The organism is Paenibacillus sp. P32E (genome assembly GCF_001909085.1).
Classification (GTDB): Bacteria; Bacillota; Bacilli; order Paenibacillales; family Paenibacillaceae; genus Paenibacillus_AQ; species Paenibacillus_AQ helianthi.
On sequence record NZ_LVYY01000024.1, the window covers coordinates 87,672 to 111,726 of the forward strand.

At 53.5% G+C, this 24,055-nt stretch carries 24 protein-coding genes and 1 riboswitch; of the genes, 12 read left to right on the forward strand and 12 right to left on the reverse strand.

Annotation, left to right across the window (positions count from 1 at the left end; genetic code table 11):
- Positions 1-46 precede the first annotated feature (46 nt).
- A complete protein-coding gene (locus tag A3848_RS20195; protein ID WP_074086656.1) occupies positions 47-970 on the reverse strand; it encodes an AraC family transcriptional regulator in 924 nt (307 codons plus the stop codon).
- 172 nt (positions 971-1,142) lie between these two features.
- Between A3848_RS20195 and A3848_RS20200 the strand changes: the two genes are divergently transcribed.
- Complete coding sequence (locus A3848_RS20200) at positions 1,143-1,880, forward strand: SDR family oxidoreductase (RefSeq protein WP_074086657.1); 738 nt, start codon at positions 1,143-1,145, stop codon at positions 1,878-1,880.
- A gap of 206 nt (positions 1,881-2,086) precedes the next feature.
- Here A3848_RS20200 and A3848_RS20205 read toward each other — a convergent pair whose 3' ends face one another.
- The 5 genes from A3848_RS20205 to A3848_RS20225 all read right to left on the reverse strand — a co-directional run bounded on the left by A3848_RS20205 (position 2,087) and on the right by A3848_RS20225 (position 7,568).
- Positions 2,087-3,064, reverse strand: coding sequence for an aldo/keto reductase (locus A3848_RS20205; RefSeq protein ID WP_074086658.1), 978 nt, complete (start codon positions 3,062-3,064; stop codon positions 2,087-2,089).
- A 51-nt stretch (positions 3,065-3,115) separates the two neighbouring features.
- On the reverse strand, positions 3,116-3,256 hold the full coding sequence (locus tag A3848_RS32435; RefSeq protein WP_178382047.1) for a hypothetical protein: 141 nt from the start codon (positions 3,254-3,256) through the stop codon (positions 3,116-3,118).
- A 103-nt stretch (positions 3,257-3,359) separates the two neighbouring features.
- Positions 3,360-3,920 (reverse strand): PadR family transcriptional regulator, encoded by a 561-nt coding sequence (locus tag A3848_RS20215; protein ID WP_074086659.1) that lies wholly within the window; start codon positions 3,918-3,920, stop codon positions 3,360-3,362.
- 6 nt (positions 3,921-3,926) lie between these two features.
- The gene (locus tag A3848_RS20220; RefSeq protein WP_074086660.1) at positions 3,927-5,447 is read right to left on the reverse strand and encodes an MDR family MFS transporter; all 1,521 of its coding nucleotides are present in this window, start codon (positions 5,445-5,447) and stop codon (positions 3,927-3,929) included.
- A 219-nt stretch (positions 5,448-5,666) separates the two neighbouring features.
- Complete coding sequence (locus A3848_RS20225) at positions 5,667-7,568, reverse strand: bifunctional diguanylate cyclase/phosphohydrolase (RefSeq protein WP_074086661.1); 1,902 nt, start codon at positions 7,566-7,568, stop codon at positions 5,667-5,669.
- A 173-nt stretch (positions 7,569-7,741) separates the two neighbouring features.
- On the opposite strand from A3848_RS20225, the gene A3848_RS20230 reads away from it, so the two are divergent.
- The 3 genes from A3848_RS20230 to A3848_RS20240 all read left to right on the forward strand — a co-directional run bounded on the left by A3848_RS20230 (position 7,742) and on the right by A3848_RS20240 (position 10,958).
- Positions 7,742-8,095: a metal-sensitive transcriptional regulator gene (locus A3848_RS20230; RefSeq protein WP_083612279.1), complete on the forward strand. Its 354-nt coding sequence runs from the start codon at positions 7,742-7,744 to the stop codon at positions 8,093-8,095.
- A gap of 93 nt (positions 8,096-8,188) precedes the next feature.
- On the forward strand, positions 8,189-8,389 hold the full coding sequence (locus A3848_RS20235) for a copper ion binding protein (RefSeq protein WP_074086663.1): 201 nt from the start codon (positions 8,189-8,191) through the stop codon (positions 8,387-8,389).
- A 115-nt stretch (positions 8,390-8,504) separates the two neighbouring features.
- On the forward strand, positions 8,505-10,958 hold the full coding sequence (locus A3848_RS20240) for a heavy metal translocating P-type ATPase (protein WP_074086664.1): 2,454 nt from the start codon (positions 8,505-8,507) through the stop codon (positions 10,956-10,958).
- 153 nt (positions 10,959-11,111) lie between these two features.
- Here A3848_RS20240 and A3848_RS20245 read toward each other — a convergent pair whose 3' ends face one another.
- The gene (locus A3848_RS20245; RefSeq protein ID WP_074086665.1) at positions 11,112-12,074 is read right to left on the reverse strand and encodes a DMT family transporter; all 963 of its coding nucleotides are present in this window, start codon (positions 12,072-12,074) and stop codon (positions 11,112-11,114) included.
- Between the two features lie 166 nt (positions 12,075-12,240).
- On the opposite strand from A3848_RS20245, the gene A3848_RS20250 reads away from it, so the two are divergent.
- The 7 genes from A3848_RS20250 to A3848_RS31840 all read left to right on the forward strand — a co-directional run bounded on the left by A3848_RS20250 (position 12,241) and on the right by A3848_RS31840 (position 18,710).
- Positions 12,241-13,584: an aminotransferase-like domain-containing protein gene (locus A3848_RS20250; RefSeq protein WP_074086666.1), complete on the forward strand. Its 1,344-nt coding sequence runs from the start codon at positions 12,241-12,243 to the stop codon at positions 13,582-13,584.
- An 80-nt stretch (positions 13,585-13,664) separates the two neighbouring features.
- A complete protein-coding gene (locus A3848_RS20255; protein WP_074086667.1) occupies positions 13,665-14,348 on the forward strand; it encodes an NADPH-dependent oxidoreductase in 684 nt (227 codons plus the stop codon).
- Positions 14,349-14,590: 242 nt separating this feature from the next.
- Positions 14,591-15,502, forward strand: coding sequence for an ABC transporter ATP-binding protein (locus A3848_RS20260; RefSeq protein ID WP_074086668.1), 912 nt, complete (start codon positions 14,591-14,593; stop codon positions 15,500-15,502).
- Positions 15,502-16,239, forward strand: a complete 738-nt coding sequence (locus A3848_RS20265; RefSeq protein ID WP_074086878.1) for an ABC transporter permease — start codon at positions 15,502-15,504, stop codon at positions 16,237-16,239. Before A3848_RS20260 ends, A3848_RS20265 begins: the two co-directional genes overlap by 1 nt.
- A 6-nt stretch (positions 16,240-16,245) precedes the next feature.
- Positions 16,246-17,397 (forward strand): sensor histidine kinase, encoded by a 1,152-nt coding sequence (locus A3848_RS20270; RefSeq protein WP_083606842.1) that lies wholly within the window; start codon positions 16,246-16,248, stop codon positions 17,395-17,397.
- Positions 17,394-17,996, forward strand: a complete 603-nt coding sequence (locus A3848_RS20275) for a response regulator transcription factor (RefSeq protein WP_074086670.1) — start codon at positions 17,394-17,396, stop codon at positions 17,994-17,996. Before A3848_RS20270 ends, A3848_RS20275 begins: the two co-directional genes overlap by 4 nt.
- Positions 17,997-18,488: 492 nt before the next feature.
- Positions 18,489-18,710: a hypothetical protein gene (locus A3848_RS31840; protein ID WP_143192433.1), complete on the forward strand. Its 222-nt coding sequence runs from the start codon at positions 18,489-18,491 to the stop codon at positions 18,708-18,710.
- 67 nt (positions 18,711-18,777) lie between these two features.
- On the opposite strand, the gene A3848_RS20280 is transcribed toward A3848_RS31840, so the two are convergent.
- The 4 genes from A3848_RS20280 to A3848_RS20295 form a co-directional block, all read right to left on the reverse strand.
- On the reverse strand, positions 18,778-19,572 hold the full coding sequence (locus A3848_RS20280) for an ABC transporter ATP-binding protein (RefSeq protein WP_083612281.1): 795 nt from the start codon (positions 19,570-19,572) through the stop codon (positions 18,778-18,780).
- Positions 19,573-19,660: 88 nt separating this feature from the next.
- Positions 19,661-20,422: an ABC transporter permease gene (locus tag A3848_RS20285; RefSeq protein ID WP_074086671.1), complete on the reverse strand. Its 762-nt coding sequence runs from the start codon at positions 20,420-20,422 to the stop codon at positions 19,661-19,663.
- Positions 20,419-20,712 carry a thiamine-binding protein gene (locus tag A3848_RS20290; protein WP_074086672.1) on the reverse strand — a complete coding sequence of 98 codons (294 nt, stop codon included), beginning with the start codon at positions 20,710-20,712 and terminating at the stop codon, positions 20,419-20,421. The genes A3848_RS20285 and A3848_RS20290 overlap by 4 nt, the downstream gene beginning before the upstream one ends.
- 49 nt (positions 20,713-20,761) lie before the next feature.
- Positions 20,762-21,832, reverse strand: a complete 1,071-nt coding sequence (locus A3848_RS20295) for an ABC transporter substrate-binding protein (protein ID WP_074086673.1) — start codon at positions 21,830-21,832, stop codon at positions 20,762-20,764.
- Between the two features lie 123 nt (positions 21,833-21,955).
- A riboswitch (TPP riboswitch) is annotated at positions 21,956-22,067 on the reverse strand.
- A 180-nt stretch (positions 22,068-22,247) separates the two neighbouring features.
- Here A3848_RS20295 and A3848_RS20300 point away from each other — a divergent pair.
- The gene (locus A3848_RS20300; RefSeq protein ID WP_074086674.1) at positions 22,248-22,547 is read left to right on the forward strand and encodes a hypothetical protein; all 300 of its coding nucleotides are present in this window, start codon (positions 22,248-22,250) and stop codon (positions 22,545-22,547) included.
- A 29-nt stretch (positions 22,548-22,576) separates the two neighbouring features.
- On the opposite strand, the gene A3848_RS20305 is transcribed toward A3848_RS20300, so the two are convergent.
- Complete coding sequence (locus A3848_RS20305; RefSeq protein ID WP_074086675.1) at positions 22,577-24,046, reverse strand: hypothetical protein; 1,470 nt, start codon at positions 24,044-24,046, stop codon at positions 22,577-22,579.
- Positions 24,047-24,055 lie beyond the last annotated feature (9 nt).

Sequence of the window (24,055 nt, forward strand, 5' to 3'; positions counted from 1 at the left end):
CAAAGGCAGAATGCCTTTGGTTCGTTCCAGCAGGGGCCGGACCACGTTAAGTAGCCGGGGAGATGATGGAGTCGCGCATGTGTTTGACATCGCTGATTGGCGGGCGTCCGAACATGCGGGCGTACTCCCGGCTGAACTGGGAAGGGCTCTCGTAACCGACCCGAAAGCCTGCATCGGCCGCGTCCAGAAACTCTGTAAGCAGCAATCGGCGTGCGACTTGCAGGCGTATAGCCTTTTGATACTGGAGCGGGCTCATGGCGGTGACCTTTTTGAAATGCTTGTGCAGGGCTGATGGGCTCAGGTTGACCTCCTTCGCCAATTCTTCAATCAGAAGGGGCTTGGCATAGTCACGGTTGATCCATTGGATTGCTTCAGAGATACGGTAGGCATGGCTGCCGGTAAAGGCAAATTGTGTGATTGACGCTCCTTGCTCGCCTTGCAGCACTCTATAAAGAACCTCACGGGTGATCAGCGGTGCGAGGACCGGGATATCCTCGGGGGTCTCCACAAGTTTGACCAGCCGCAGGACGGCATCCAGCAGTGAAGGGGTAGATTGGCTAACGATAATTCCCCGGCCGGTTTTTCCGTTCCATGGTTGCGGGTTACCCTTGACGATATCCAGAATGAGGTCTGGAGTGAAGTTCAACTGAAGGCTGAGGTAGGGGGCTTGCGGGGATGCCTCTGTGATTTTACCGATAATGGGGAGATGAACAGGAGTGACGAGATAGCTGGCCGGGTCATAGGTGTAGCTGTCGCCTCCCACTGTGGCTGTCTTGGAGCCTTGCACGATAATGCACAAGGAGGGGACGTTTATGGAATGTCTCGGCTCCAGTACATGAGAGGATCGTCTGAAAAAAAGTGAAGGCACAGCCGAAGGATGTGCGCCATCTGAAGGAGTGTGATGCTGAATCAGCAGAGCCAGTTCACGCTGATATTCTGAAATTGAAGGGTTAATGATAGATAAGCTCATAGATCTGTGCTCCTTTCCCGTACATTCAACTGAGCCTAGTGTAGCCACAATGGGCAGGATTAGGCAAGGATTGAATATGAATAGTCTACCTTTCACCAATGGGAAATCCCCATAATGAACAGGGTAAGCCATCAATAGAATGTGGCTAATATGCTGGAAAGTGGGGATTTAGATGTCAGGAATTGAAGGCAAGGTTATAGCAATTACAGGTGCAAGCAGCGGGATTGGTGAAGCGGCTGCGCTTCTGTTAGCGGAGCGTGGAGCGAAGGTCGTGCTTGGGGCGCGTGGAACGGGACGGTTGGAGGCACTCGCGGCCCGCATCGCGAGTACCGGAGGTGAAGTCGCCTACGCTGCAACAGATGTAAGACGCCGTGAAGACGTCCTGGGGCTGGTTAATCTGGCATGTGAGCGGTACGGCAAGCTTGATGTTCTAATCAACAATGCCGGAGTGATGCCGATCTCCCCTCTTGATGAACTGCGCGTAGAGGATTGGGAGGATATGATCGACATCAATGTTAAAGGAGTGCTATTCGGCATAGCGGCTGCGCTGCCAGTGTTCCGCAAGCAGGGGTTCGGGCATTTCGTCAATACAGCTTCTACCGCAGCATTTCGCATTGTCCCGAACATGGCTGTATACGCCGGCACGAAGTTTGCTGTGCGCGCCATCTCCGAGGGCTTGCGCCAGGAGGCTGGGGATAAGCTGCGCGTGACGATTATCTCGCCGGGCATGACACGGACAAACTTTGCGGAATCCATGACCAATCCGGAGATCAAGGCCAAACTTGAGGAGTCCCGGGATGAGATCGCGATGCCGGCGGATGCCATTGCCCGCGCTATGGCATTCGCCATCGAGCAGCCAGAGGGTGTTGATGTGGGCGAGATTATTGTCCGTCCCACTGCCCAGGGGTAAGCAGTCACTGATCGGCTCTGTTAAGCAAATGCCAGGATGCAGTAGAAAAAGAGCCGTGCGTCTACACGGCTCTTTTCTGAGTACGGTCCGCCTTAAAAGCTGACGGCTCTTGGAACAGGGTCAGATTTAGGACGTTACCCAATTACCACAGGTGGTCTATTTCTTGCAAGGTAAGGGTGCATCACCGCTGTCAGCAGACATGTTTGTTAAGGCAGCTTCTCGCCGCGCGAGCTGATGTACAGGTCATACCACTCCCTGCGGGACAGCTCCAGTTGGTCCGCATCTCTGCAGGCGGCGATCCGCTGCGGGTTCACTGTTCCAATGATCGGCTGGATTGCAGCCGGGTGAGTCATGAGCCACGAGAGCACGATCGCCTCGGGGGTAGTGTTCTTCTCTTCAGCCAGCACTTTGACCCTGGCGGCGGTGTTCACGATATTCTCCGGCTGCCCTTCCAGAGGGCGGCCGCTGAACATTCCCTGGGCCAGCGGCCCCCAGGCCTGAAGCTGGATGTTCTCAGCGCGGCAGTGCTCGATGGTGCCCTCGGGGAAGGTAATATCTTTCCAGGGCTCCCGGTTGACGCTGATCACGGCATCCACCCAGCTGATTTTGGCCAGGCTCATATGCAGCTGGTTGACGATGAAGGGTTCATCGCAATAGGACTGAAGCAGCTTGATCTGGGCTGCGCTCATATTGGAGACCCCGAAATGACGTACCTTCCCGGCTGCTTTGAGCTGATGCAGCGCTTCGGCAACCTCCTCGGGGTCCATCAGCGGATCAGGCCGGTGGAGCAGCAGGATATCGAGATACTCGGTTCCCAGGCGGTTAAGGGTTCCATCGACACTACTCAGGATATGCCCTTTGGAGAAATCGAAGACATTGGAGAGGTCTCCAGGCTCCATCAGCTTGATTCCGCATTTGGATTGCAGAATAATCTCTTCCCGCAGACCCGGACGATCCTTGAAAATCTGTCCGAATACCTTCTCTGCTTTTCCACGGGTGTAAATATCCGCATGATCAAAGAAGTTGATCCCGATATCCAGCGCGGCTTCTACCGCTTCGTGGCCCTGCTTCACATGCTCTGCTGTAATCGGTTCATGATCCCAGTCTCCTCCTAGCCCCATGCACCCCAGGGCAATGCGGCTAGCCGGGATTCCGCGTTTATTCAGTGGCAGCGTTCTCAGCATGAAGATCCCTCCGTAATGATAAAATGGCAGCTCCGAGGATAGTGTACCTCTTTAGAATCCGGTAGGGTACTTTTTGTCACTCGAGGAACGGTTTTGGGTGCCCTCCTTATCTTTTTCCTCCTCCTTCTCCAGGTTCAAATCCTCCATAGGAATCGGATCAACATTCTGCCTGCTTTCCGGCAGTTTGCTCATTAATAAACGGATTCAAGGCCCTGTAAACAGGAAAGAGGCCCGGGGGCCTCCTTTCAAACTTCCGTTTCACTTCAAAGTTGTAACGGTGTTATTGTGCGCGTGCTTATAGATCGAGCGGTGTGCCAATATCACTCATTTTCCGTTCGGACACATCCGCGAAGAGGCGTTTCAGCCATTTCAGCTCGATTAGACTGTGCTCATATCTGCCATACATCGCATGAAGCGCCGAGCGTGGAACGATGGCAATATGCTCCTCATATACCTGATAGGCAAAATTCACCTGATGTTCAGTTTCACGAATCCGCTCTTCCAGCAGCTTCTCGACCTTACTCTGATCAATATGGCGAGAGAACGCAAGCGCAGTGTAAAGCGGATGGAAGACCAGGTCGTTTTTTTTGATCTGCTGTAGAATTAGCTGCTCGAACAGGGCCTTACCCTTATCGGTAATGCGGTAGATGGTCTTGTCCGGACGGTCACTGCTGTGAATCACCTCAACAGCTTCAATATGTCTTTCTTGGACCAGTTTGTCTACAGCATAGTATAAAGACCCCATCTGCAGCTTCATCATTCGATCCATGGTCCGTTCTTTCATTACGAGCTTAATCTCATAGGGGTGCATATCCCGTTCCAGCAGCAGGCCCAGAATCACCATCTTCATGGACATGACGGCTTAACCCTGATTACTGGCCGGCTGCTGTTTTTTGCTGTGAACCTTAAGGCGGTCACCCGGCATTAGGAGGACAAAAACAAATCCCAGCACAGCCGGTACCAGCGCCCACATAAAGGTATGGGAAATCGAGCCGGATAGTGCACTCGAGATCTTCTCCAGTACAGGGGCGGGAATATGGGCTCTGGCTTCAGGAGTCAAGGCCGCCCGGGGATCACCGAATGACGAAGTATCCGCACCCGCACCGAAGGCATTACTTAGCTCGCTAGTGAAGCTGTTGCGCTGAATAATTCCGAAGATGGTAATGCCGAGCGTCATGCCCAGCGAACGCATGAAGGTGCTGGTCGAAGTGGCGGAGCCGCGCTGGCGCATGTCGAAATGATGAATCGAGGACATGCTGAGCACAGAGAAGGAGAACCCTACGCCAAAGCCGGTCAACGCCATAAATACATTAAGCAGCAGCCTGGAAGTATCCGGGGTCAGCGTGCTTAAGGAGAACACTCCGGCCACGAAGCAAACCGCAGATAACAGCATAATGTTGCGGAAGCTGGTCTTTGTAGTGAGCAGTCCTCCGGTCTGGCTGCCGATTACCGTACCGATCATCATGGGCATGAGGATCAGCCCGGAGTTCGTAGCCGAGCCTCCGTATACCCCTTGTACATAAATCGGAATGTATACTGTGGCGACGATGAAAGCCGAACCGTAGAACAATCCCAAGAGACTGCTGGTTGCAAACAGGCGGTTGCGGAACATGGCGAAGGAAATGACCGCCTCCGGCGCCCACCGTTCAATTAACAGAAAGGCAATCAGCAGTACAGCAAAGCCGGCGAATAAGCCGAGAATGGCAGCAGAATCCCAGGCATATTGATTGCCGCCCAGTTCCAAGGCAAACATCAGGCAGATTACTGCGCCCACCAGTGTAAAGGCACCACCCCAGTCAATGCGCTGCTTGGAGTGGGAGACGGATTCCTTGTAGGAGATGGTGATCAGAATAAATGCGACAACGCCTATCGGCAGGTTGATATAGAACACCCACTGCCAGCCTACATAGTCTGTAATATAAGCGCCGAGCAGAGGACCTACCACACTGGAAATACCGAAGACAGCGCCGAAGAGTCCGGTTAGCTTGCCTCTTTTCTCCGGGGGAAAGATATCAAACATTATGGTGAAGGCGATCGGCATAAGCGCACCGCCGCCAATCCCTTGAATCGCCCGGTATATACTGAGCTGGGTGATGCTGGTTGCCGTTCCGCATAGCGCAGAGCCGGCCAGAAATACGATTAGGCCAAAGATGAAAAACCGTTTCCGGCCGTACATATCGGACAGTTTGCCGAAGATTGGCGTTCCGGCCATAACCATGACCATATAAGCCGAGGTTACCCAGACGATTTTATCGAGCCCGCCAAGGTCGGAAACGATGGTGCCCATAGCCGAAGCTACGATGGTATTGTCCATTGCGGACATTAGAATGCCCAGCAGTAAGCCGACAACTACAAGCTTCAGGTTGCTTTCTTTACTATTCATATTTTGCAGACTCCTTCTGAAAAAGTTTCGTGAGCCTTATTATAGTCAAATTTGAATAGGGTAGCAAGCATTATTTTGCTAAATTTTAAACGAAATATTCCCCTTATTCAGGTCGTAAAATCAGACAAAACAAATAACCGCCGCCCTTATACAAGAACGGCAGTTGAACTAAGTATTCCAAAAGCGGGGACGTTTAATAACAACCATTTCACATATTGTTCAGCTTATATAGATCGCCGCTTCACTTCCGCAGGGGTCCTGTTTTTGAATGTATTGGATGAACAGCTCAGTCAGCTCGGGGTCAAATTGGCTGCCGGCACAGGCGCGAAGCTCCACAATGGCTTCTTGGAACGACTTCGTCGGCTGGTACGGCCGTTCGGTAGTCATGGCGTCGAAGGAGTCGATGATGGTCAGCATCCGGCACAGCCGGGGGATTTCTTCATATTTGAAGCCGTAAGGGTAACCCTTGCCGTCGTAGCGTTCATGATGCAGCTCGATGTAAGGGGCGAGCTCCTTGAATTTATCGTTCGTTAACGCCATTTCCCGGCCCCAGGTGACATGCCATTTGACCATTTCCCATTCTTCGGGCGCCAGCTTGTCTTTTTTATTCAGGATGCCCCAGGGGATCTCCAGCTTACCGATGTCGTGAATCAGTGCGCCCAATGTAAACTGCCGTTTGGTGAGGGGGTCGAGATTCAACAGTTCGCTGATGTCCATCGCATAGCGGAAGACGCGCTTCGAATGCTTGAAGGTCTCCAGATCCTTGTACATGAACAGGTTCAGCTGCTGCTCAATATCCCGCACATCCTGGCTGAAATCGATGTCCTGCTCCAGCGGCGACTGGCTGCCGTAGATATGAACGAGGTTCTTCCCTTGTTTTTTGGCATAATAGAGCGCCTGGTCGGCATGGTCCACGAGCTCTGACTTGAAATGGACATCCGGCTGGTACGCGGCGATGCCGGCAGAGAAGGCCAGACAGCCCTGAGGGAAAATTTCGCTGCCTTCAAAACGGGAATGGTTGAGGGTTTTGCGCAGGGATTCCATGAAGTTTCTGGCCGCTGTGGCATCATAGCCCGGCATCAGCAGTGTGAATTCTTCCCCGCCATAGCGGGAAACCATAATGTTCGTATCCTGCGTCTCCCGCTTCAGCAGCTCTGCCAAAAAAACGATCAGCCCGTCGCCCTTGAGATGGCCGAAATGATCATTGTACTTTTTGAAATCATCGATATCGATCATCGCCAGGGAGAGTGCTGTGCCGCTAGCCTGCGAACTTCGCATTTCCTCTTCCAGCGCAAGTTCGAAATAACTGTGGTTGAACAGTCCTGTCCGGGGGTCGCGGTTGGAGCGTTCCTCAATATCACGGTACATGCTGAACAGCCGCTTGAAGGAATAGGAGATGAGAATGCTAAGACAGAGGAACAGTCCAAGTCCGACCATTTGGTTGTGATATAGCAGAATTGTCAAGACCAGGGACAGCACCAATGTACAGGAATAGGCCAGGATGGTATCCGTCAGCATCCCTTTGAGGGTGTCATACAGATTTTTGTGAAAAACAACGTAATAATAGAAGCCAATTAGCAGTGTGTTCAGGATAAAATATATGGCCATAGCACTGATATAAGCTTCCAGGCGGCTGCTGAGCAGCGGTCCGTACACGGCCCCCAGCGCAGCGAATACGTAGGAAGCGGAAGTTATCATAATGCAGTATACGGCAAAATTGTTGAGATGCTTCCACCATGCTGTGTTGCCCCATTCAAAGAACATCAGCACCAGGGAGCTCAGCAGCAGTACCATGAGTGTGAATGAGGGACCAAAGACAAAAATGCAGGCCAAATAAACGGAGGAGTCGAGAGACAGCCCGTTCCCCTGTGGAGGGAGCTGAAAGGTAAAGAGGGTTAGAATTACTGCCGCTCCCGCCATGGCGGTAACCCAGCCCCATGCGGAGGATGAGAAATGCTGCAGGGAACCTTCACTATAAATAACAAATAAGCCCAGACCGGTCAAGCATATGATAAAGGAGTACAAGTGTCCTTTGTTTAGTAAGAAGCTGCCGGTTATGCGTTTGAACAACGCTGCCCCTCCTCTGCGTTCGTGATTATGTGTGCTACGCCAGGGAATCATAGGAATTTCACCAGACGGATTCAAAGGAGTCTCTGCGTTATACATTCGCTTTCAGAGACGAAAATCCTGCTAAATCATGACAAATGTAGCGGTTGTTCGGGAAAGTGAGAAAAACAGCGGTAAGGTGTTGACATACCCATGGGGGGTATATTATATTGTAATTGAGGAGGCTGATTCCTGTGTCTACTAATGAGAAGGAGCACGCGGAGCATTCCTGTGGAGATGATTGTCATCCTTCTGCTCCCGGTGTACGCAAAAGTCATCATTCAGCGGAATTCAAGAGCGGGCTTACCACCCGGCTCAATCGGATCGAAGGTCAGATCCGCGGCGTCAAAGGCATGATCGAGCGGGATACTTACTGCGATGATGTGCTCAACCAGCTGGCGGCGGTCCAGGCGGCACTGAACAGTGTCGGCAAGCTGCTGCTTGAAGGGCATATGAAGAGCTGCATTATTGAGCGGATCGAGGCCGGGGAACATGAGGTTATTGACGAGCTGCTGATCACGGTCAACAAGCTGATGAAATAAGGCTAACCAAACTAAGCGTATGCTTCCGAAGCCAGTTTTGTACGAAGTGAATTCAGGAAGTATAGGCTAACAAAACTTTTAGGAGGGCTTATAATGTCTAACGCAACATTGAATGTAGAAGGAATGTCTTGCGGTCATTGTGTCAGTGCGGTAGAGAAGGCGGTAAGCGGTGTAGGTGCCGAAGCGAAGGTGGATTTACAGGCCAAGACGGTAGCCGTTGATTATGATGAGAATAAAGTGAGTCTTAGCGCAATAAAGGCGGCAATTGAGGATCAGGGCTACGATGTAGTCTAAGGGGAAGCTGCAGCATATAAAGGCTTGGAGCGGGGAATCCTTGAGATTTCAGAGGCGCCAATGCCTTTTCTTTTACAAAAGAATATACCCCTTAGGGGTATGGGGGTGCGAACAAATGGAGAAAACAGCTGAAGCCGCCCTGCAGCAGACCACGCTGCAGATTACGGGAATGACCTGTTCTGCTTGCGCGGCACGGATTGAGAAGGGGCTCTCCCGTATGGAGGGGGTATCCAAGGCGAATGTGAATTTGGCGCTGGAGCAGGCGACAATCGGCTTTGATCCTTCGGTTGCGGGAGTGCTGCAAATCGAGGAGAAGATCCGCTCGCTTGGCTATGATACCCGCAAAGAGTCGGCGGATTTCGATATCTCTGGCATGACCTGCGCGGCCTGTTCGGCACGGATTGAGAAAGTGCTGGGACGCATGCCGGGCATTGCGGCCGTGAACGTGAATCTGGCGCTGGAAACGGCGCATGTGGAATATGCGCCGGGGAACGTTGGCGTATCCGATATTATGGAGAAGGTAAGCAGCATTGGCTACAAGGCAACCTTGAAGCAGGATCGCAAGGAACAAGCCGATCAGCGAGGACAGGAGACTGTGCGCAAGCGGAATAAGTGGATGATGTCTGCCATTCTCTCATTTCCGCTGCTATGGGCAATGGCAGGTCACTTTACCTTTACAGACTGGATCTGGACACCGGAGCTGCTGATGAATCCCTGGTTCCAGCTGGTGCTGGCTACGCCGGTTCAGTTCATCATTGGCTGGCAATTCTATATCAGTGCCTATAAGGCGCTGAAGAACGGCAGCGCCAATATGGATGTGCTGGTAGTGCTGGGCACCTCGGCAGCCTATTTCTACAGTTTGTATCTGACGATCGATTCCCTGAGTATGAACGGAATGAATCATTCCGTGGATATGTACTACGAGACCAGTGCAATTCTGATTACGCTGATTCTGGTCGGCAAATGGTTCGAAGCCCTGGCAAAAGGACGTTCCTCCGATGCGATCCGCAGCCTGATGGGCCTGCAGGCCAAGACCGCACTGGTGGTGCGTGACGGTGCAGAGCTAAGCATCCCGGTAGAGGAAGTGATTCCGGGAGACTTGGTTCTCGTGAAGCCTGGAACGAAGGTCCCTGTGGATGGAGAGGTTATTGAAGGTCTGTCCTCTGTGGATGAATCCATGCTGACTGGTGAGAGCATTCCGGTGGAGAAGAAGCCCGGAGACAATGTAATCGGAGCTACGCTCAACAAAAACGGTATGCTGCGGATCAAGGCCCGTAAGGTAGGCCGTGATACCGCGCTGGCGCAAATTATTAAAGTGGTTGAAGAGGCCCAGGGCTCCAAGGCGCCGATCCAGCGGATCGCTGATGTGATTTCCGGCATTTTTGTGCCGATTGTCGTGGCGATTGCGGCGGTGACCTTTGTGATCTGGTACGTCTGGGGCGCTCCCGGCCAGTTCGCTGAGGCGCTCGAGAAGGCTATTGCCGTGCTGGTTATTGCCTGTCCGTGTGCGCTGGGTCTGGCTACACCTACCTCGATTATGGCTGGATCAGGCCGCGCAGCTGAATTCGGCATCCTGTTCAAGGGCGGCGAGCATCTGGAAGCCGCGCAGGGGATTCAGGTTGTGGTGCTGGATAAGACAGGTACCGTTACAAGCGGCAAGCCTGTATTGACAGATATCCTTACAACGACAGACATCGCCGCGCATGGCAGGGAAAACGCCGAGAACCGCCTACTTGCTCTTACGGCAGCTGCGGAAAAGCTCTCGGAGCACCCGCTGGCGGATGCCATCGTCGCCGGTGCTGCTGCCAGAGGTCTGGAATTGCCTGAAGCCGGACAGTTCCAGGCTGTGCCGGGACGCGGAATCACCGCAGTGGTCGACGGGCAGACCGTAAGTATAGGCACCCGCAGGATGATGGAGGAAGGCGGCGCGGAGCCTGGCCCATGGGCTCCGCATATGACGAAGCTGGAGCAGGAAGGCAAGACCGCGATGCTCGTGTCCGTGGATGGCATGATTGCCGGAGTAGTAGCGGTAGCCGATACCATCAAGGAAACCTCGCGGGCAGCGGTAGCCAAGCTGCATGAAATGGGCATTGAAGTGGTGATGATTACCGGGGACAACAAGATTACGGCCCAGGCCATCGCCGAACAGGCGGGCATCCGCACGGTGCTGGCCGAGGTGCTTCCGGAGGGCAAGGCCGCCGAGATCCGCAGACTGCAAAGCGGCGGAGTCAAGGTAGCCATGGTCGGCGACGGCATCAACGATGCTCCTGCCCTGGCGACAGCGGATACCGGAATGGCCATCGGCACCGGTACCGATGTGGCGATGGAAGCGGCAGACATCACATTGATGCGCGGTGACCTGATGAGCATACCGGATGCGGTCATGATGAGCCGCAGAACGATGCGGAATATCAAGCAGAATCTGTTCTGGGCACTCGCCTATAATACGATTGGCATCCCGGTCGCCGCGCTGGGTTTCCTGGCCCCATGGCTGGCCGGTGCGGCAATGGCATTCAGCTCGGTCTCGGTCGTCCTGAACGCGCTGCGGCTGCAGCGGGTGAAGCTGTAAAGAGATATTGCCGCAAGGGGAAAGCTCCTGCGGCTGAACGTAAAAGAATCGCCTAGGCGTTAAACGCTGGCGATTCTTTTTGTTGATGTTGTTGGTGCCCCGCGGGTTAGTCTGCCGTTGTAGATGCGCCGCCTCCCCGGGATGCGGCATACATTACCTGCTTGATGTACTTAGTGGCACCGGCAGAGCAGCCTTGGCGCTGGCTTTTGCCTTTTTACGGCCCAGCCAGTTTGTACCAATGACCCCTGCGATAATTAGCAGCGATCCGATCCAGTGATACACTGTAATGTCCTCCCCGAGAAGGACTGCTCCGGCACCGATGGAGACAATGGTCGAGAGATTGGTGAACACGCTCGTGAGGGAGGCTTCTATTTTGGACAAGATATAGGTTGATGTCAGTGTGGTGACGAGTGATGCGATAACGCCCAAGTACACAGCAGACAAGATAAAGGTGCCGCTCTGGAGCGGCTGAAGGAAGTCGCCCAGGGTTCCGCTGGCTACATGTCCGGTGAGCGAAGTGATCAGGAAGGTGGCGAAGCCGATCCCCATCATCAGGTAGCTGAGTTCAGCGGGGCTGAAGTGGCTGGAGAGCGAACGGGCCAGCACGCTGTACCCGGCAAAGGCCAGGCAGGTCAGAAACAGCAGCACGATCCCGGTCATGTTGGACAGATGAAGGCTGCCCCCTTTCATGATAAAGATAAACACAACGCCGAATACAGACAGGAAGATACATAGCTTTTGGAGAAGGGTTGTGGTCTCCTTCAAGAATATCGAGGCGATGATCATCGTCACGACCGGAGTGAACGAATAGAGAATCCCTCCCTCTGCAGAGGTCGCGTGCTGGAGTCCGAATACTTGAAGTGTGAAAAATCCAAGCGGGTACATGGCTGCCAGCAGCAGTGCCTTGAGAACTGGCTTGCCGCGGTAGGATATTTTGACCCAGCCGAAGGCGATCGGGATCGACATCACTGCAAATGAAGCGGCGAAGCGGTAGGTTAACGTATCGAGCGGTCCGGCATGGCCGAGCGCCACTTTGGTGAAGAAGAATGAGAATCCGATGATGACTGCGTTAAGCACGGCAAAGGTATAAGCCAGCTTGAGTCCGTTTTGCTGCATGAGTGCATCTCCCTTTCGTGAACAGGACAGGATCGCCGAAACGTCTTATCTGTTACTTTAAAATTAAAGGGAAATCCGCAGGTCAACAATACCCGTTTTTCGGTACTGTACCGGTACAGTTAGCCGATTCCTGTATAATAAAAGAAAAAGAGAAGGGAGGCGTGCTATGAAAAAGTTTCATGCAGTCTTATCCCAAATGGAGAAGGGGATCAAGGGAGGACAGTTCAGCCCCGGGCAAAAGCTGCCCTCTGTGCGTAATGCCGCAGAGTTCTATGGGTGCAGTGTCAGCACGATTCTTCGGGCATATGGGGAGCTGGAGAGATCACACGTGATTTATTCCATTCCGCAGAGCGGATATTACATGGTGGACAGGACGGAGGAACCGGCCGCTTCCGGCAGCAGTGGGGAGATCGATTATGCCTCGGCCTCGCCCGATCTGAACGTATTTCCGTATTTGGATTTCCAGCACTGCCTCAACAAGGCGATTGACCGGTACAAGTATCATCTGTTCACCTATGGAGATTCGCTGGGGCTGGAGACGTTGCGCCATACGCTGGTGTCTCATCTGGCAGAGTATCAGGTTTTTGCCAAAATGGAACGCATCCTGATCACTTCGGGTATCCAGCAGGCGCTGGAGATTCTGGCCAGGATGCCGTTCCCGAACGGCAGGACGGAAATATTGGTTGAACAGCCGAGCTATGATATTTACCTGCGGTATTTGGAGGCGGAAGGGGTGACGGTGAGCGGAATCGCCCGTTCAGCGGCAGGGATGGATCTGCAGGAGCTGGAGGAGAGGTTCAGAGGCGGGCGAATCAAATTCTTTTATACCATGCCTAGATATCATAATCCGCTTGGAACCTCGTACAGCGCAGAGGAACGGAGAGCCATCGCCGGGTTAGCGGGCAAATACGATGTATACATCATTGAGGATGATTACATGGCAGACCTCGGAACGGAGCGGCGTTTTGATCCAATCTATGCGTATGACCAGACGGCTCATGTGGTTTATTTGAAAAGCTTCTCCAAAATCATTTTTCCGGGTCTCCGGCTGGGTGCGGCTGTGGTGCCTGAACCGCTGCTGGATACCTTCCGCGCCTATAAAGGCTATACAGACACTTCGTTGTTGTCTCAGGCGGCGCTTGAGGTATACATCAAGAATGGCATGTACGAGCATCACAGACACAAAATAAAAGCCCTGTATGCCGAAAGGATTCATGCCATGTATGAGGCCCTCCGGCAGCACAATACGGAAGATTTGATTGAGGTGTCTGCTGAAAGCTCCGGCATGTATATGCAATTCAAGGTGCCGGGAACAGTGAATCTGGAGCGTCTGGTCAAGCGGCTGGGGGAGCGGAAGATCCGGGTCGTATCCGGCAATGGATTCTATCTGTCCGGGTACCGGAACCGTGAAAAGTTCCTGCGCATCAGCATATCACGCGCCCGGCTGGATCAGATTGATGAGGGGGTCAAGGCCATTGTCCAGGAGGTGAAGCGGGGGAGCGGGTGGTAGAGCGCAGCTGTGCCTGTTGTTTGTGGTTCTATTAGTGTTCATAATGCCTATATAACTAGAAAAAAAGTGAGGTTAAGATTATGAAACCCAATAACGAAACGCTGGAGCTATTGAACCGGCATACCTCTGTCCGCCAGTTTCTAGACAAGCCGGTCAGTGACGGGCAGCTGGCGGCTATCATCGAAGCGGCCCAGATGGCTTCAACCTCCAGCAGTGTCCAGGCTTACATTGAGCAGTGCCCGGTGTTCCTGGTCTGGTGCGCCGATCTGTACCGTCTGCGGGAGATCAGCGGACCTTATCTGCAGGGGGCCGAATCTTACGAGGATTCCACCGAGAACCTAATCGTAGCCACCGTCGACGTGGCGCTGGCCGCCCAGAATGCGGCGGTTGCCGCCGAGTCGCTTGGTCTTGGCATTGTCTATATCGGTGGAATCCGCAATCATATTGCAGAAGTGTCTGAACTGCTGGGGCTGCCCGAGCTGGTCTATCCGGTCTTCGGCATGTGCCTGGGGTATCCCGCCGGAGTGAACGGTATCCGTCCGCGTCTTCCGCTCCAGGCGGTGCTGCATCATAATGGCTATCAGGCTGAAAAGTCGGTAGGACAGGTTAAGGTGTATGATGAAATAACGCGGGATTACATGCGCGAACGGACCGGAGGGCAAAAGGATACGCCTTGGTCCGAGATGATGGCAGGGCGTCTCGCCCAGCCCTCCCGGCTGCAGATGAAGGAGTTTTTGCTGCAAAAAGGGTTCATGCAGAAATAGGCCGGGATGGCCTGACGCCTGCCAATTCCATAGGGTTAAAGTCGTTAAGAGCCTCCTGTCAACGCTTCACGTTGGCGGGGGCTCTTTGGCTTGCCAGACGAAGCAGGCAGATTGTGCTGTGCTTGCTCTAAGCCGGATGACAATTGTCACCCGGAAAAAATGACAGTCCATACTGATGTCCCCTTCTGTTATTGATTACTATGGAAGTACGGCAAAGACATTAGGTGATGGAGGAATCAGACATGAATCACGTGATTGAAATGAACGGCGTCAGTAAAGCCTTCAATGATAAAAAAGCGGTCGACGGTATTAGCTTTACCATCGGCAAGGGGTCCATTACAGCGGTCCTTGGACCAAACGGAGCGGGGAAAACAACGATGATATCGATGCTGCTGGGGCTGCTGGAACCCACAGAAGGAACGATTAAGGTATTTGGAAGCTCTCCCCGGGATGTGAGGGTGCGGGAGCGCAGCGGGGCTATGCTGCAGGAGGTGAGCGTAATGGACCGGCTTAAAGTCCGTGAGATTATCGCCCTGATCCGAAGCTATTATCCGCAGCCGATGGATATGGACTTTCTGCTGGGGGCGACAGGGCTGGCTCCTGCGGATCTGAACCGCTATGCAGAGAAGCTCTCCGGCGGCCAAAAGCGCAGTCTCTCCTTTGCGCTGGCGCTGGCGGGAAACCCGCAGCTGCTGTTCCTGGACGAACCGACGGTTGGACTGGATACCACGGCCCGGCGCCACTTCTGGGACACCGTGAGGGAGCTGGCCGCCCGGGGCACAACGATATTGTTCACGACCCATTATCTGCAGGAAGCTGAGGATATTGCCGACCGGATTCTGTTGTTCAGTCAAGGGACTATCGTAGCGGACGGCAGTCCGGAAGAGATCAAGGCAAGAATGGTTAAGCAGTCGCTATCCTTCCTTCCAGCCGGGAATGCCGCACATCTGCGCGGGCAACTGCTGGAACTGCCTTCTGTTGAAGATTGCTACGACAAAGACGGCCGGATCCATGTGACCACAGAGAACACGGACGAGGCACTCCGGGGGATTTTTACCGGCGGACTTGCCGTGAGGGATGTGCGTATTCACCAGGGGAGCCTGGATGAAGCATTCGAGCAGTTAACCATGAACAGAGAGGAAGATACGAAATGATGAGACTTGTTGCCGTGCAGTGCAAAGCGGAGATGCTGCGGATTTTCCGCAATCCCTATTATGTATTTTGGTCCTTGCTGATGCCGATCATGTTTTACTTTATCTTTACAAGAGTAGTGAACACGGGGTCGGACGATGCATCGGAGTGGCAGGCGCACTACCTGATGTCTATGGCCGCTTTCAGTGTAATGGGTTCCGCCATTATGACCATGGGTATCCGGTTGGTCCAGGAGCGGACCCAGGGATGGAGCACATTCATCCGTATCACCCCGCTGCCGTCTTCGGTATATTTTACAGGTAAAATGTTCGGTCAGACCCTCATGCATCTGTTCTCGGTACTCTGCATTTTTCTCGCTGGGTATTTGATGAACGGCGTATCACTGACGGCTGAACAATGGCTGCTGAGTGGACTGTGGATTCTGGCGGGCTCCATGCCTTTTCTGGCCCTCGGTACGCTGATAGGTTTCATGAAGCGTGTCGATACAGCAAGCGGTGTCAGCAATGTGCTCTATATGGGGCTGGCGGTTGCCGGAGGCATGTGGATGCCGCTTGATATTATGCCGAAGCTGATGCAGCGGATTGGTCACTGGTTGCCTTCCTATCATTTTGGGGATGGGGCCTGGAGGATCGTAGCAGGGAATCCTCCGCAGTGGGGAAGCATTCTGATTTTGCTCGGATATCTGGCGGTCTTTATGATACTATCGGTCTATATCCGAAAAAAACAGGAAGCGGTGTAATCCATAATGACGCGCAGGCAGTTCCGGTTGTTTCCGCAAAGATTCGGCTTTTTCCCTTATATGTGGCTCCTGTACTTATTGTTTCCGGTCATCAATCTTCAGGAGGAGCATGGAATTAAGCTGGTGCTGGGTGCAGTAATGCTGGCCTTGTTCGTCGTGACCTACCGTCAGCTCTATTGGGTCACGGGCAGAAACTTTACCTTGTGGCTGGCTCTGCAGGTGCTGATTATTGTGATTTTGAGTGTAGCTTATACGCCTTATGATCTGTTTATGGGCTTCTTTACGTCAAATTTTATCGGCTGGTACACGAAGGATAAACACTTCAAAATGGCTTATTCTGCTTTTGCAGCTATGGTGCTTGTTCCGTTAATTATGGCTACCTGGGGGATGGCTATAGGGGATCTGGTGTTCCTGTACCCTTTCATGATTATTATGCTGGTCTCCCCGTTCGGTATCCGCTCGCTGTACCGCAAGAGAATGCTCGAAAGGGAGCTGGATCAGGCGAATGAGGTCATCAAGGAGCTGGTCAAACGTGAGGAACGGATGCGGATCGCCCGGGATCTGCATGATACGCTGGGGCATACGCTGTCGCTGATTACCCTCAAGAGCCAACTGGTGGAAAAGCTTGCGGCCAAGGATACCGTTCGTACACAGGCCGAAGCGAGAGAGATCCAGCGGATTTCACGCGCTGCGCTGCGCCAGGTCCGTGAGCTGGTATCGGAGATGCGTGCCATATCCGTGGCTGAAGAGCTGGCTGAAGTAGGGGAGATGCTGCGCACTGCAGAGATTGTCCTGGAGATCGAGGGGGATACGGTACTGGAGGGTGTATCCGACCTGACGCAGAATATTCTGAGTCTCTGCATCAAGGAAGCGGTGACCAATATTGTGAAGCACAGTGAAGCAGACTGGTGCCGGATTGCCATTGCCATGGCAGAGGGGGACGTCCAGATTACCATTGAAGATAATGGGGTTGGTCTGCATAGCCGGGACCCGGAAGGCCGGGGGCGGAGCGAAGGCAACGGGATCAAAGGGATGGCCGAACGGCTGTCGCTGATTGATGGATCGATTACGCTGCGTTCGGGAGCAGAGCGGGGGGCTGTCTTGACGGCAGTTGTCCCGAGAGTAGTCAAGGAAAGAAAGGATGGAGTGACCGCATGATACGCATCGTGATTGCCGAAGATCAGCGCCTGCTGCGCGGGGCCATGGCTTCGCTGCTGGATCTGGAGGACGATATTGAAGTGGCGGGGGAAGCCGGAGACGGAGCAGAGGCGCTTGCAGTGATTGAACGACTTCAGCCGGATGTATGCCTGATGGACATAGAGATGCCTTATAAAAGCGGGCTGGAGGTCGCAGAAACGCTGAAAGCTAAGGGCTGCGCCACCAAAATCATTATCCTGACTACCTTTGCCCGTCCGGGCTATTTTGAGCGGGGCGTGAAGGCTGGCATTCAAGGTTATCTGCTGAAGGACGAGCCGGTGGATAAGCTGGCGGATGCGATCCGCCGGGTGATGGCCGGACACCGGGAAGTGTCTCCCGAGCTGGTCTTCGGCAGCCTGCGGGAAGAGAATCCGCTGTCTTCCCGGGAACAGGAGATCCTGAAGCTGGCGGGTGCCGGCCAGAGTGCGGGGGAAATTGCCGCTACGCTGCACCTTTCCTACGGCACCGTCCGCAATTACATATCGGAAATTCTGAACAAGCTGGAAGTGAAAAGCCGGATCGAAGCCGTGCGGCTGGCAGAGGAGAAGGGCTGGATGTAGAAGGAAGGCGTGCTTCAATTGTAGTCCAGATATGCTGCGAATGAAGTGGAAGCTCAGCTGTGCTGCAGTAGAATGAAATGGAAGTTCAGCTGTGATTGTTAGGCATACTAAAAGTGGCTGAGTGCTGAGTAGCTGGGTGGCTGAGTGGCTGAGTAGCTGAGTGGCTAAGTGGCTGGGTAGCCAAAGGAACAACGGAAAGCAGGCAGTAGGCGAATCTAAAGGGTTAGTGGAATTTATACCCTTAATCTGGCGGGATTTCAGCGTTTTCAGGGTTTAGTGGGATTTTGTACACTTAATTCTGGCCACGGGGTCCTAGACTGGGCTTGAACGCTGAAATAGGTATACTTTTTCCAAATAAGCGCACTCTATGCTTGTTATGCGCAGAAATAGGTGTACAATTTCCCACTAATTTTCAACGGAACATATTCAATAGGCCCGGCCCCTCATCATAGGGGGCCGGGCTTATTTGTTGTAGTAGAGTAAAGACAGCCAATGCATTTCAAACGGGTGAAACGCAAGTTGGCCCGCGTGCTGCGAATGAAATGCGGCCGGGCATGCTGTGAATGGAATACTCCCGGTACGCCACGAATGGACGCGGCCCGGCAAGCTGCGAATGGATGCGGCCGGCAAGCTGCGAATGGATGCGACCCGGCATGCTGCGATGGAACGTGGCCCGGCAAGCTGCGAATGGATGCTACCAGGCATGCTGCGTAGATGCGGCCCGGCATGCTACGTGGATGCGGCCTGGCATGTTGCGTGGACGCAGCCTGTAACGCTGCGCTTACCGGGCAGTCCTGGCCTGCTCCTCGCGCATCCATTCCGACAGCTCGCGTCTGAGCTGTAGAAATTCCAGAGAATCGGTTATTTCCCCGCGCCGCGGACGCGGGAAGGGAACATCAACGATATGCAGGACGGAGCCGGGCCGTCCCGAGAAAACATAAATACGGCTGGAGAGAAGGAGTGCTTCCTCGATATTATGGGTAATGAATAGTACAGAACGGCGGTTTTCTTCCCACAGCTCCAGCAGCCAGCGCTGCATCTGCTCACGGGTCAGCGCATCCAGCGCGCTGAACGGCTCGTCCAGCAGCATTAACTCCTGCGGCGCGAGCAGCGCCCGAAGGAAGGCTGCCCGCTGCTGCATACCGCCCGACAGCATATGCGGATAGGCGCGTTCGAACCCGCCCAAGCCGACTTTGTCCAGCCAGTGGCGGGCGGCTGCCCGTGCTTCGGCCTTGGGTTCGCCTTTCAGCTCACCGGCGAGCAGGACGTTGTCCTCGATGGTCCGCCACGGGAACAGTGCAGGCTGCTGAGGCATATAGCTGATCTCTCCACGCTGCCCGGTGACGTTCTTACCGCCCATGTTTACCGTTCCGGCATCGGGCAGCTCCAAGCCGCCGATGATGTGGAACAGGGTGCTTTTGCCGCAGCCGGAAGGGCCGACAATGGAGACGAATTCCTGGGGCTCAACCGTTAGAGATACATTGTCGAGCACGCGGGTCTCACGGCGGCGGTGGAAGAAAGCTTTGGATACGCCGTCTACATTCAGGGCGGGATGCGCGCCTTTAGCTCCCGGCATGTACGCGGAGGAAGCCTGTTCCAAGGTGTTCAAGTTAGGATGGCCTGCTAACAAAATGATTCATCCTCCTTTCCAGAAAGCTTAAGTATCAAGAGGTCTTGCGCGGCTTCCAGCGAACCAGCCACTTCTCCAGAAGTGCGATCAGGGCAAACAGCACCAGACTAAGAAGAACAATAATTACGATGGCAACGAACATCCGGTCTGTGCGGTAGGAGGCCTTCTGCAGCAGCATGTAATAGCCAATGCCCTTGTCTGCGCCGATCCACTCGGCAACCACAGCGCCCATTACTGCATAGGTTGCGGAGATCTTAAGGCCGGAGAACAGGGCTGGCAGAGAACCGGGCAGCTCTAGCTTTGAGAAGATCTGCCACTTGCTAGCCCCAGCCATTTTCATATAGTTCATCATGATCCGGTCGCTTTGGGCCAGCCCGCCCATGGCGGCAACGGCAACCGGGAAGAAGCAGACGAGTGTGATGAGTACGATTTTGGGCAGCAGTCCGAACCCGAACCAGATAATCAGCAGCGGCCCGAGGGCGATGGAGGGTACATTCTGGCTGAGAATCAGCAGCGGATACAGCGCTCTTTTCAGCCAAGGCACCAAATGCAGCAATAGAGCTACAATCAGGCCCACACCTGTACCAATCGGGAAGCCGATTAGGGTCAGCCGCAGCGTAGCAGCCGTATGTGCCCAAATGCCGGAAGCATTACCCCGGGATTCGCGGGCGATATCGCCGGGGCTTGGCAGCATCCAGGAAGGGACATGAAGTACGGAAACCGCCAATTGCCATACGCCCAGAAAAAAGATGACCGCCACAAGGGGCGGCCAGATTTGGTTCCAGTACGATCTCACGGCCGGTATTTTTCCGTCAGCTTATCCATGCTGATTCCGCTGGGGTTATGGGCGATCTTGATTTGTGAGATGACGCTGGGGCTACCCGCTGCGATCAGTGCTTCATGCATTTGGCGTACCACCTCAAGCAAATCGCTGAGTTCGCCCTCCATCGTGGTTTCGAGCGGATTCACCTGGTGCTTCACGCCGGATTGCTGAATGACCTCAATGGCCTTATCCACATAAGGAATAGAATCCTCGTTATTCGGAGTTTTAGGAATGACTTGAATGCTGAGCAGGGTGTTTGCCATATCAATCAGATCCTTTCAGGTTGGGTATTGTAAAACTTGCAGTGTAAGACTACTTGTTCTCCGGCAGATATTCATTCGTGAACGCTGAAGCGGTATCCAGTGGTTTGTCCAGCAGCTTCAGACCGTACATCCAGTCGGCGTAATTCTTCCAGACCTCGGCTTTCTGCTCTCCCCATCTGGAGGCATCGTCCTTATATTTCGGGCTGAGCCATTTCTGGCTGGCCAGGACGAGCTTGGGATCCAGATCCGGCACAGCCTTCGAGAGGATGGCGGCAGCTTCTTCCGGCTTGTCGATCGCATATTGATAACCTTTGGAGGTAGCTGCAAGGAACGCCTTCACCAGCTCCGGATGCTCAGCGATTTCCTTCTCGCTCGTGGTCAGCACCGGGGTGTAGTAATCCAGCTGAGGCGCGTAATCCTTCAAATACAGCATGTCCAGCGGTTCACCGCGCAGCTCGGCTTCAATACCGGTCCAGGCGTAGAATATCCAGGCAAAATCGATGTCACGTTTCACGGCGGTGAAGAAATCAGCTTCGCCGATATTGACCAGCTTCACCTTTTTAACATCGCCGCCTTCAGGGTCCATGATCGCCTTCATGGCAGCTTCTTCAGCCGGGGAACCCCAGCCGCCGTAGGTTTTGCCTTCGAAATCCTTTGGTGTCTTGATATTGCGGTCCTTCGGGGCGGCAAACCCTGAGGTATTATGCTGGATGATGGCGGCGATCGAGACGAGCGGCACATCCTGCAGACGGGCCAGAGTGAGCGCCTCCTGGGCACTGATGCCAAAAGCGGCTTCGCCTGAGGTGACCATCGTGTCGGCTCCCGCCGCACCCGGCTGTACAATTTCTACATCCAGGCCTTCCTCCTTGTAATATCCCAGCTCTTTGGCTGCATAGAGGCCGGTATGGTTCGTATTCGGCGTCCAGTCCAGCGCGACCTTGATCTTAGTCAGTTCCTTAGGCGCGTCCGTTCCTGTTGCAGTTGCTTCCGGCGCGGCGGTGCTGTCCCCGGCTGGAGCGGCGCTATTCCCGCCGGAATTGGCTGTATTGCTGCCGCACCCGGCCATGACGATGACCAGCATGCAGCTGATGCAGAGCATTAGTGCTTTTTTGACTCCCATTTCTATTCTTCTCTCCTTCCAGCTAACCCAGTCTTCCGAACTCTGATGATGTCCATACCAAAAAAAGCGCCCCGAAGATCGGGACGCCAGCAATTGCGTTAGGTAGCCGCTTAGCCAAAAAGGCTGAATGCGGGTGGTGATTCCTACGCTGGCATTATCCAGATCAGGTATAAGGGTCAGTATCTGTGTGGGATACACTCTCAGCCGGCCAATTCCAGCCCCCCTGGTACTATGAAGTTATGGGTGTTGCTGTGTTCTTACGCTGTATTATAGCGGTCCCCTTCGGGGTTGTCCAGTAGTGGCCCCGGATTCCAGCAATCCGCTCAGGCACTGCCAGGCACGCCGGGTAGACTTACCATATGTTATATAATAAGATTAATACTTTACAATTATGTTTCAAAAAAGGAGTGACCCTATGCTCACTGATCAGCAAAATGCCGGAGAACGGCTGAAGGTGCTAGCGGAACAGTTGGCTAAAGAAGTCACTTTGCGTCAGTATGAACGCCAGCCCGAGTTGCGGCAAAGATTCGGCCCTTCCGGAATGGCAAGAACCAAACAGGATTCACTATATCATTTACGGTATCTGGCGCAAAGTGTGGCGCTGGACAGCCCGCTTTTATTTATTAATTATATTGTCTGGCTGAAGGTGCTGCTGATGCCTAAGCTTGCCTCTGCGTATGCGGAAGCCTGCCGGGAACTCGAGAACCTGCTGTAGATCAGCGGCTTCTCTTTTTTATAGGTTTGTCAGTCATATCCCTGAACTCTTTTTCTTTTTCTGCGGCGGCTGCGGATTCCGTTCCACAGCTGCTTCAGGCTCAGGCCGATACTGACAGCGATCCCCGTAAATGCAACGAACAGCGCCAGATATTCAAATGGGGAATACTCCAGCATCTTGCTCCAGTCAATCTTACCTTTAAGGTCCTCAATCACCTGATTCATGCCATAAATACCGCTCACCACTGTGAACACCGTCAGGATCATCAGCAGCGTGTCCCGCCGTTTGGCCTGGAATTTCTCCTGGTATTGAAACAGGTCATTCAAGGTCATTTTGACCTCATCGAACAGGGCATCATTCCCGTAGACCTTGCGCAGCTGGAAAAAAATCTCCCGGCCCTGGGACTGCGAAATGAGCTCCAGAAAATAAAATTTGGCCGAGAACTTGTTGATCATAAAGATCAGGTTCTCAATTTCATCCACATCATGGTTAATGCGCAGCCGGGAGTGGATGTTGGCCAGCTTCAGCAGAACGATTTTATGAAATATGCTCAGCAGCAGCCCGTAATAATATTCTCCATACATCTGATTAATGAGCTGGGTGGCTACCCCGGATTCAGCCAAGCTCAGGCAGCAGAACGTCTGCTCATTCGTCATGTAATAGGTGTCCGGCCCCCAGCGGCTATAACAGTGCTCCCCGCAATAGTCCCGAATATACCCAGGATCGCTGGCACTGATGTATGGCTTGCCTCCCAGGGTCATACCATCCAGCTGGGAAGCTCGGTACAGCAATTCCACGCTAATCTCATTTTCCTTGTCCTCCTGCCGGTCAAAGCCGTAAAAAGCCTGAACCAGCATTCTCTCATCCACAAAGAACGGCAAAGTTTCAAAATAGGCGCCATTGATTTCCGAAGGGTCGAGAAAAGGCTCCAGTCCGCCCACTACATTCCTGAACACAAAATCCTCCACCTGATCAAAGGAACGGTCATGACAGTGGATGGAGGTTAGTTTGTCCCGAAAAGATACATCCTCCAGTGTCCGGAAACGGTCGGCGAACTCAAGGACGGTGCTGAAGGGGAGATGCTTCTCCCCGATGCTGACTCTGATCGTCAGGAAACCGAGTTCAAAAGGGCAGACGAATACATCCGTCGAGAGCACTTGAAAATGAACCGACTGTCCGGGCATATCCATCCTGCAGGGCAAATGGTTGGCCCGGGAAAAGCGGCGGAAGGAATCCTTGTCCTTCTCGCGGGGGAATAGCACATGGGCGGCAAACGGGAGGTAGCTCCGCTCCATCTTTTCATGGGAAACAGAGTAGCCTTCGCCGTAATAAGCGTCCTCCAGTTCTTTGTTGTCAAGAAAAAACCGGGTGAATCCTTCTTGTGTCAGATGTTCGATCAGCTTCATATCTTCACCGTCCTTGATAGAGAAGGGGAAGATGAACTGCAGCAGGGCGGTATGAAGTGTTGGTTCAGAAGCAATAGGGATAAGTTCAGGCATGAATAGGTC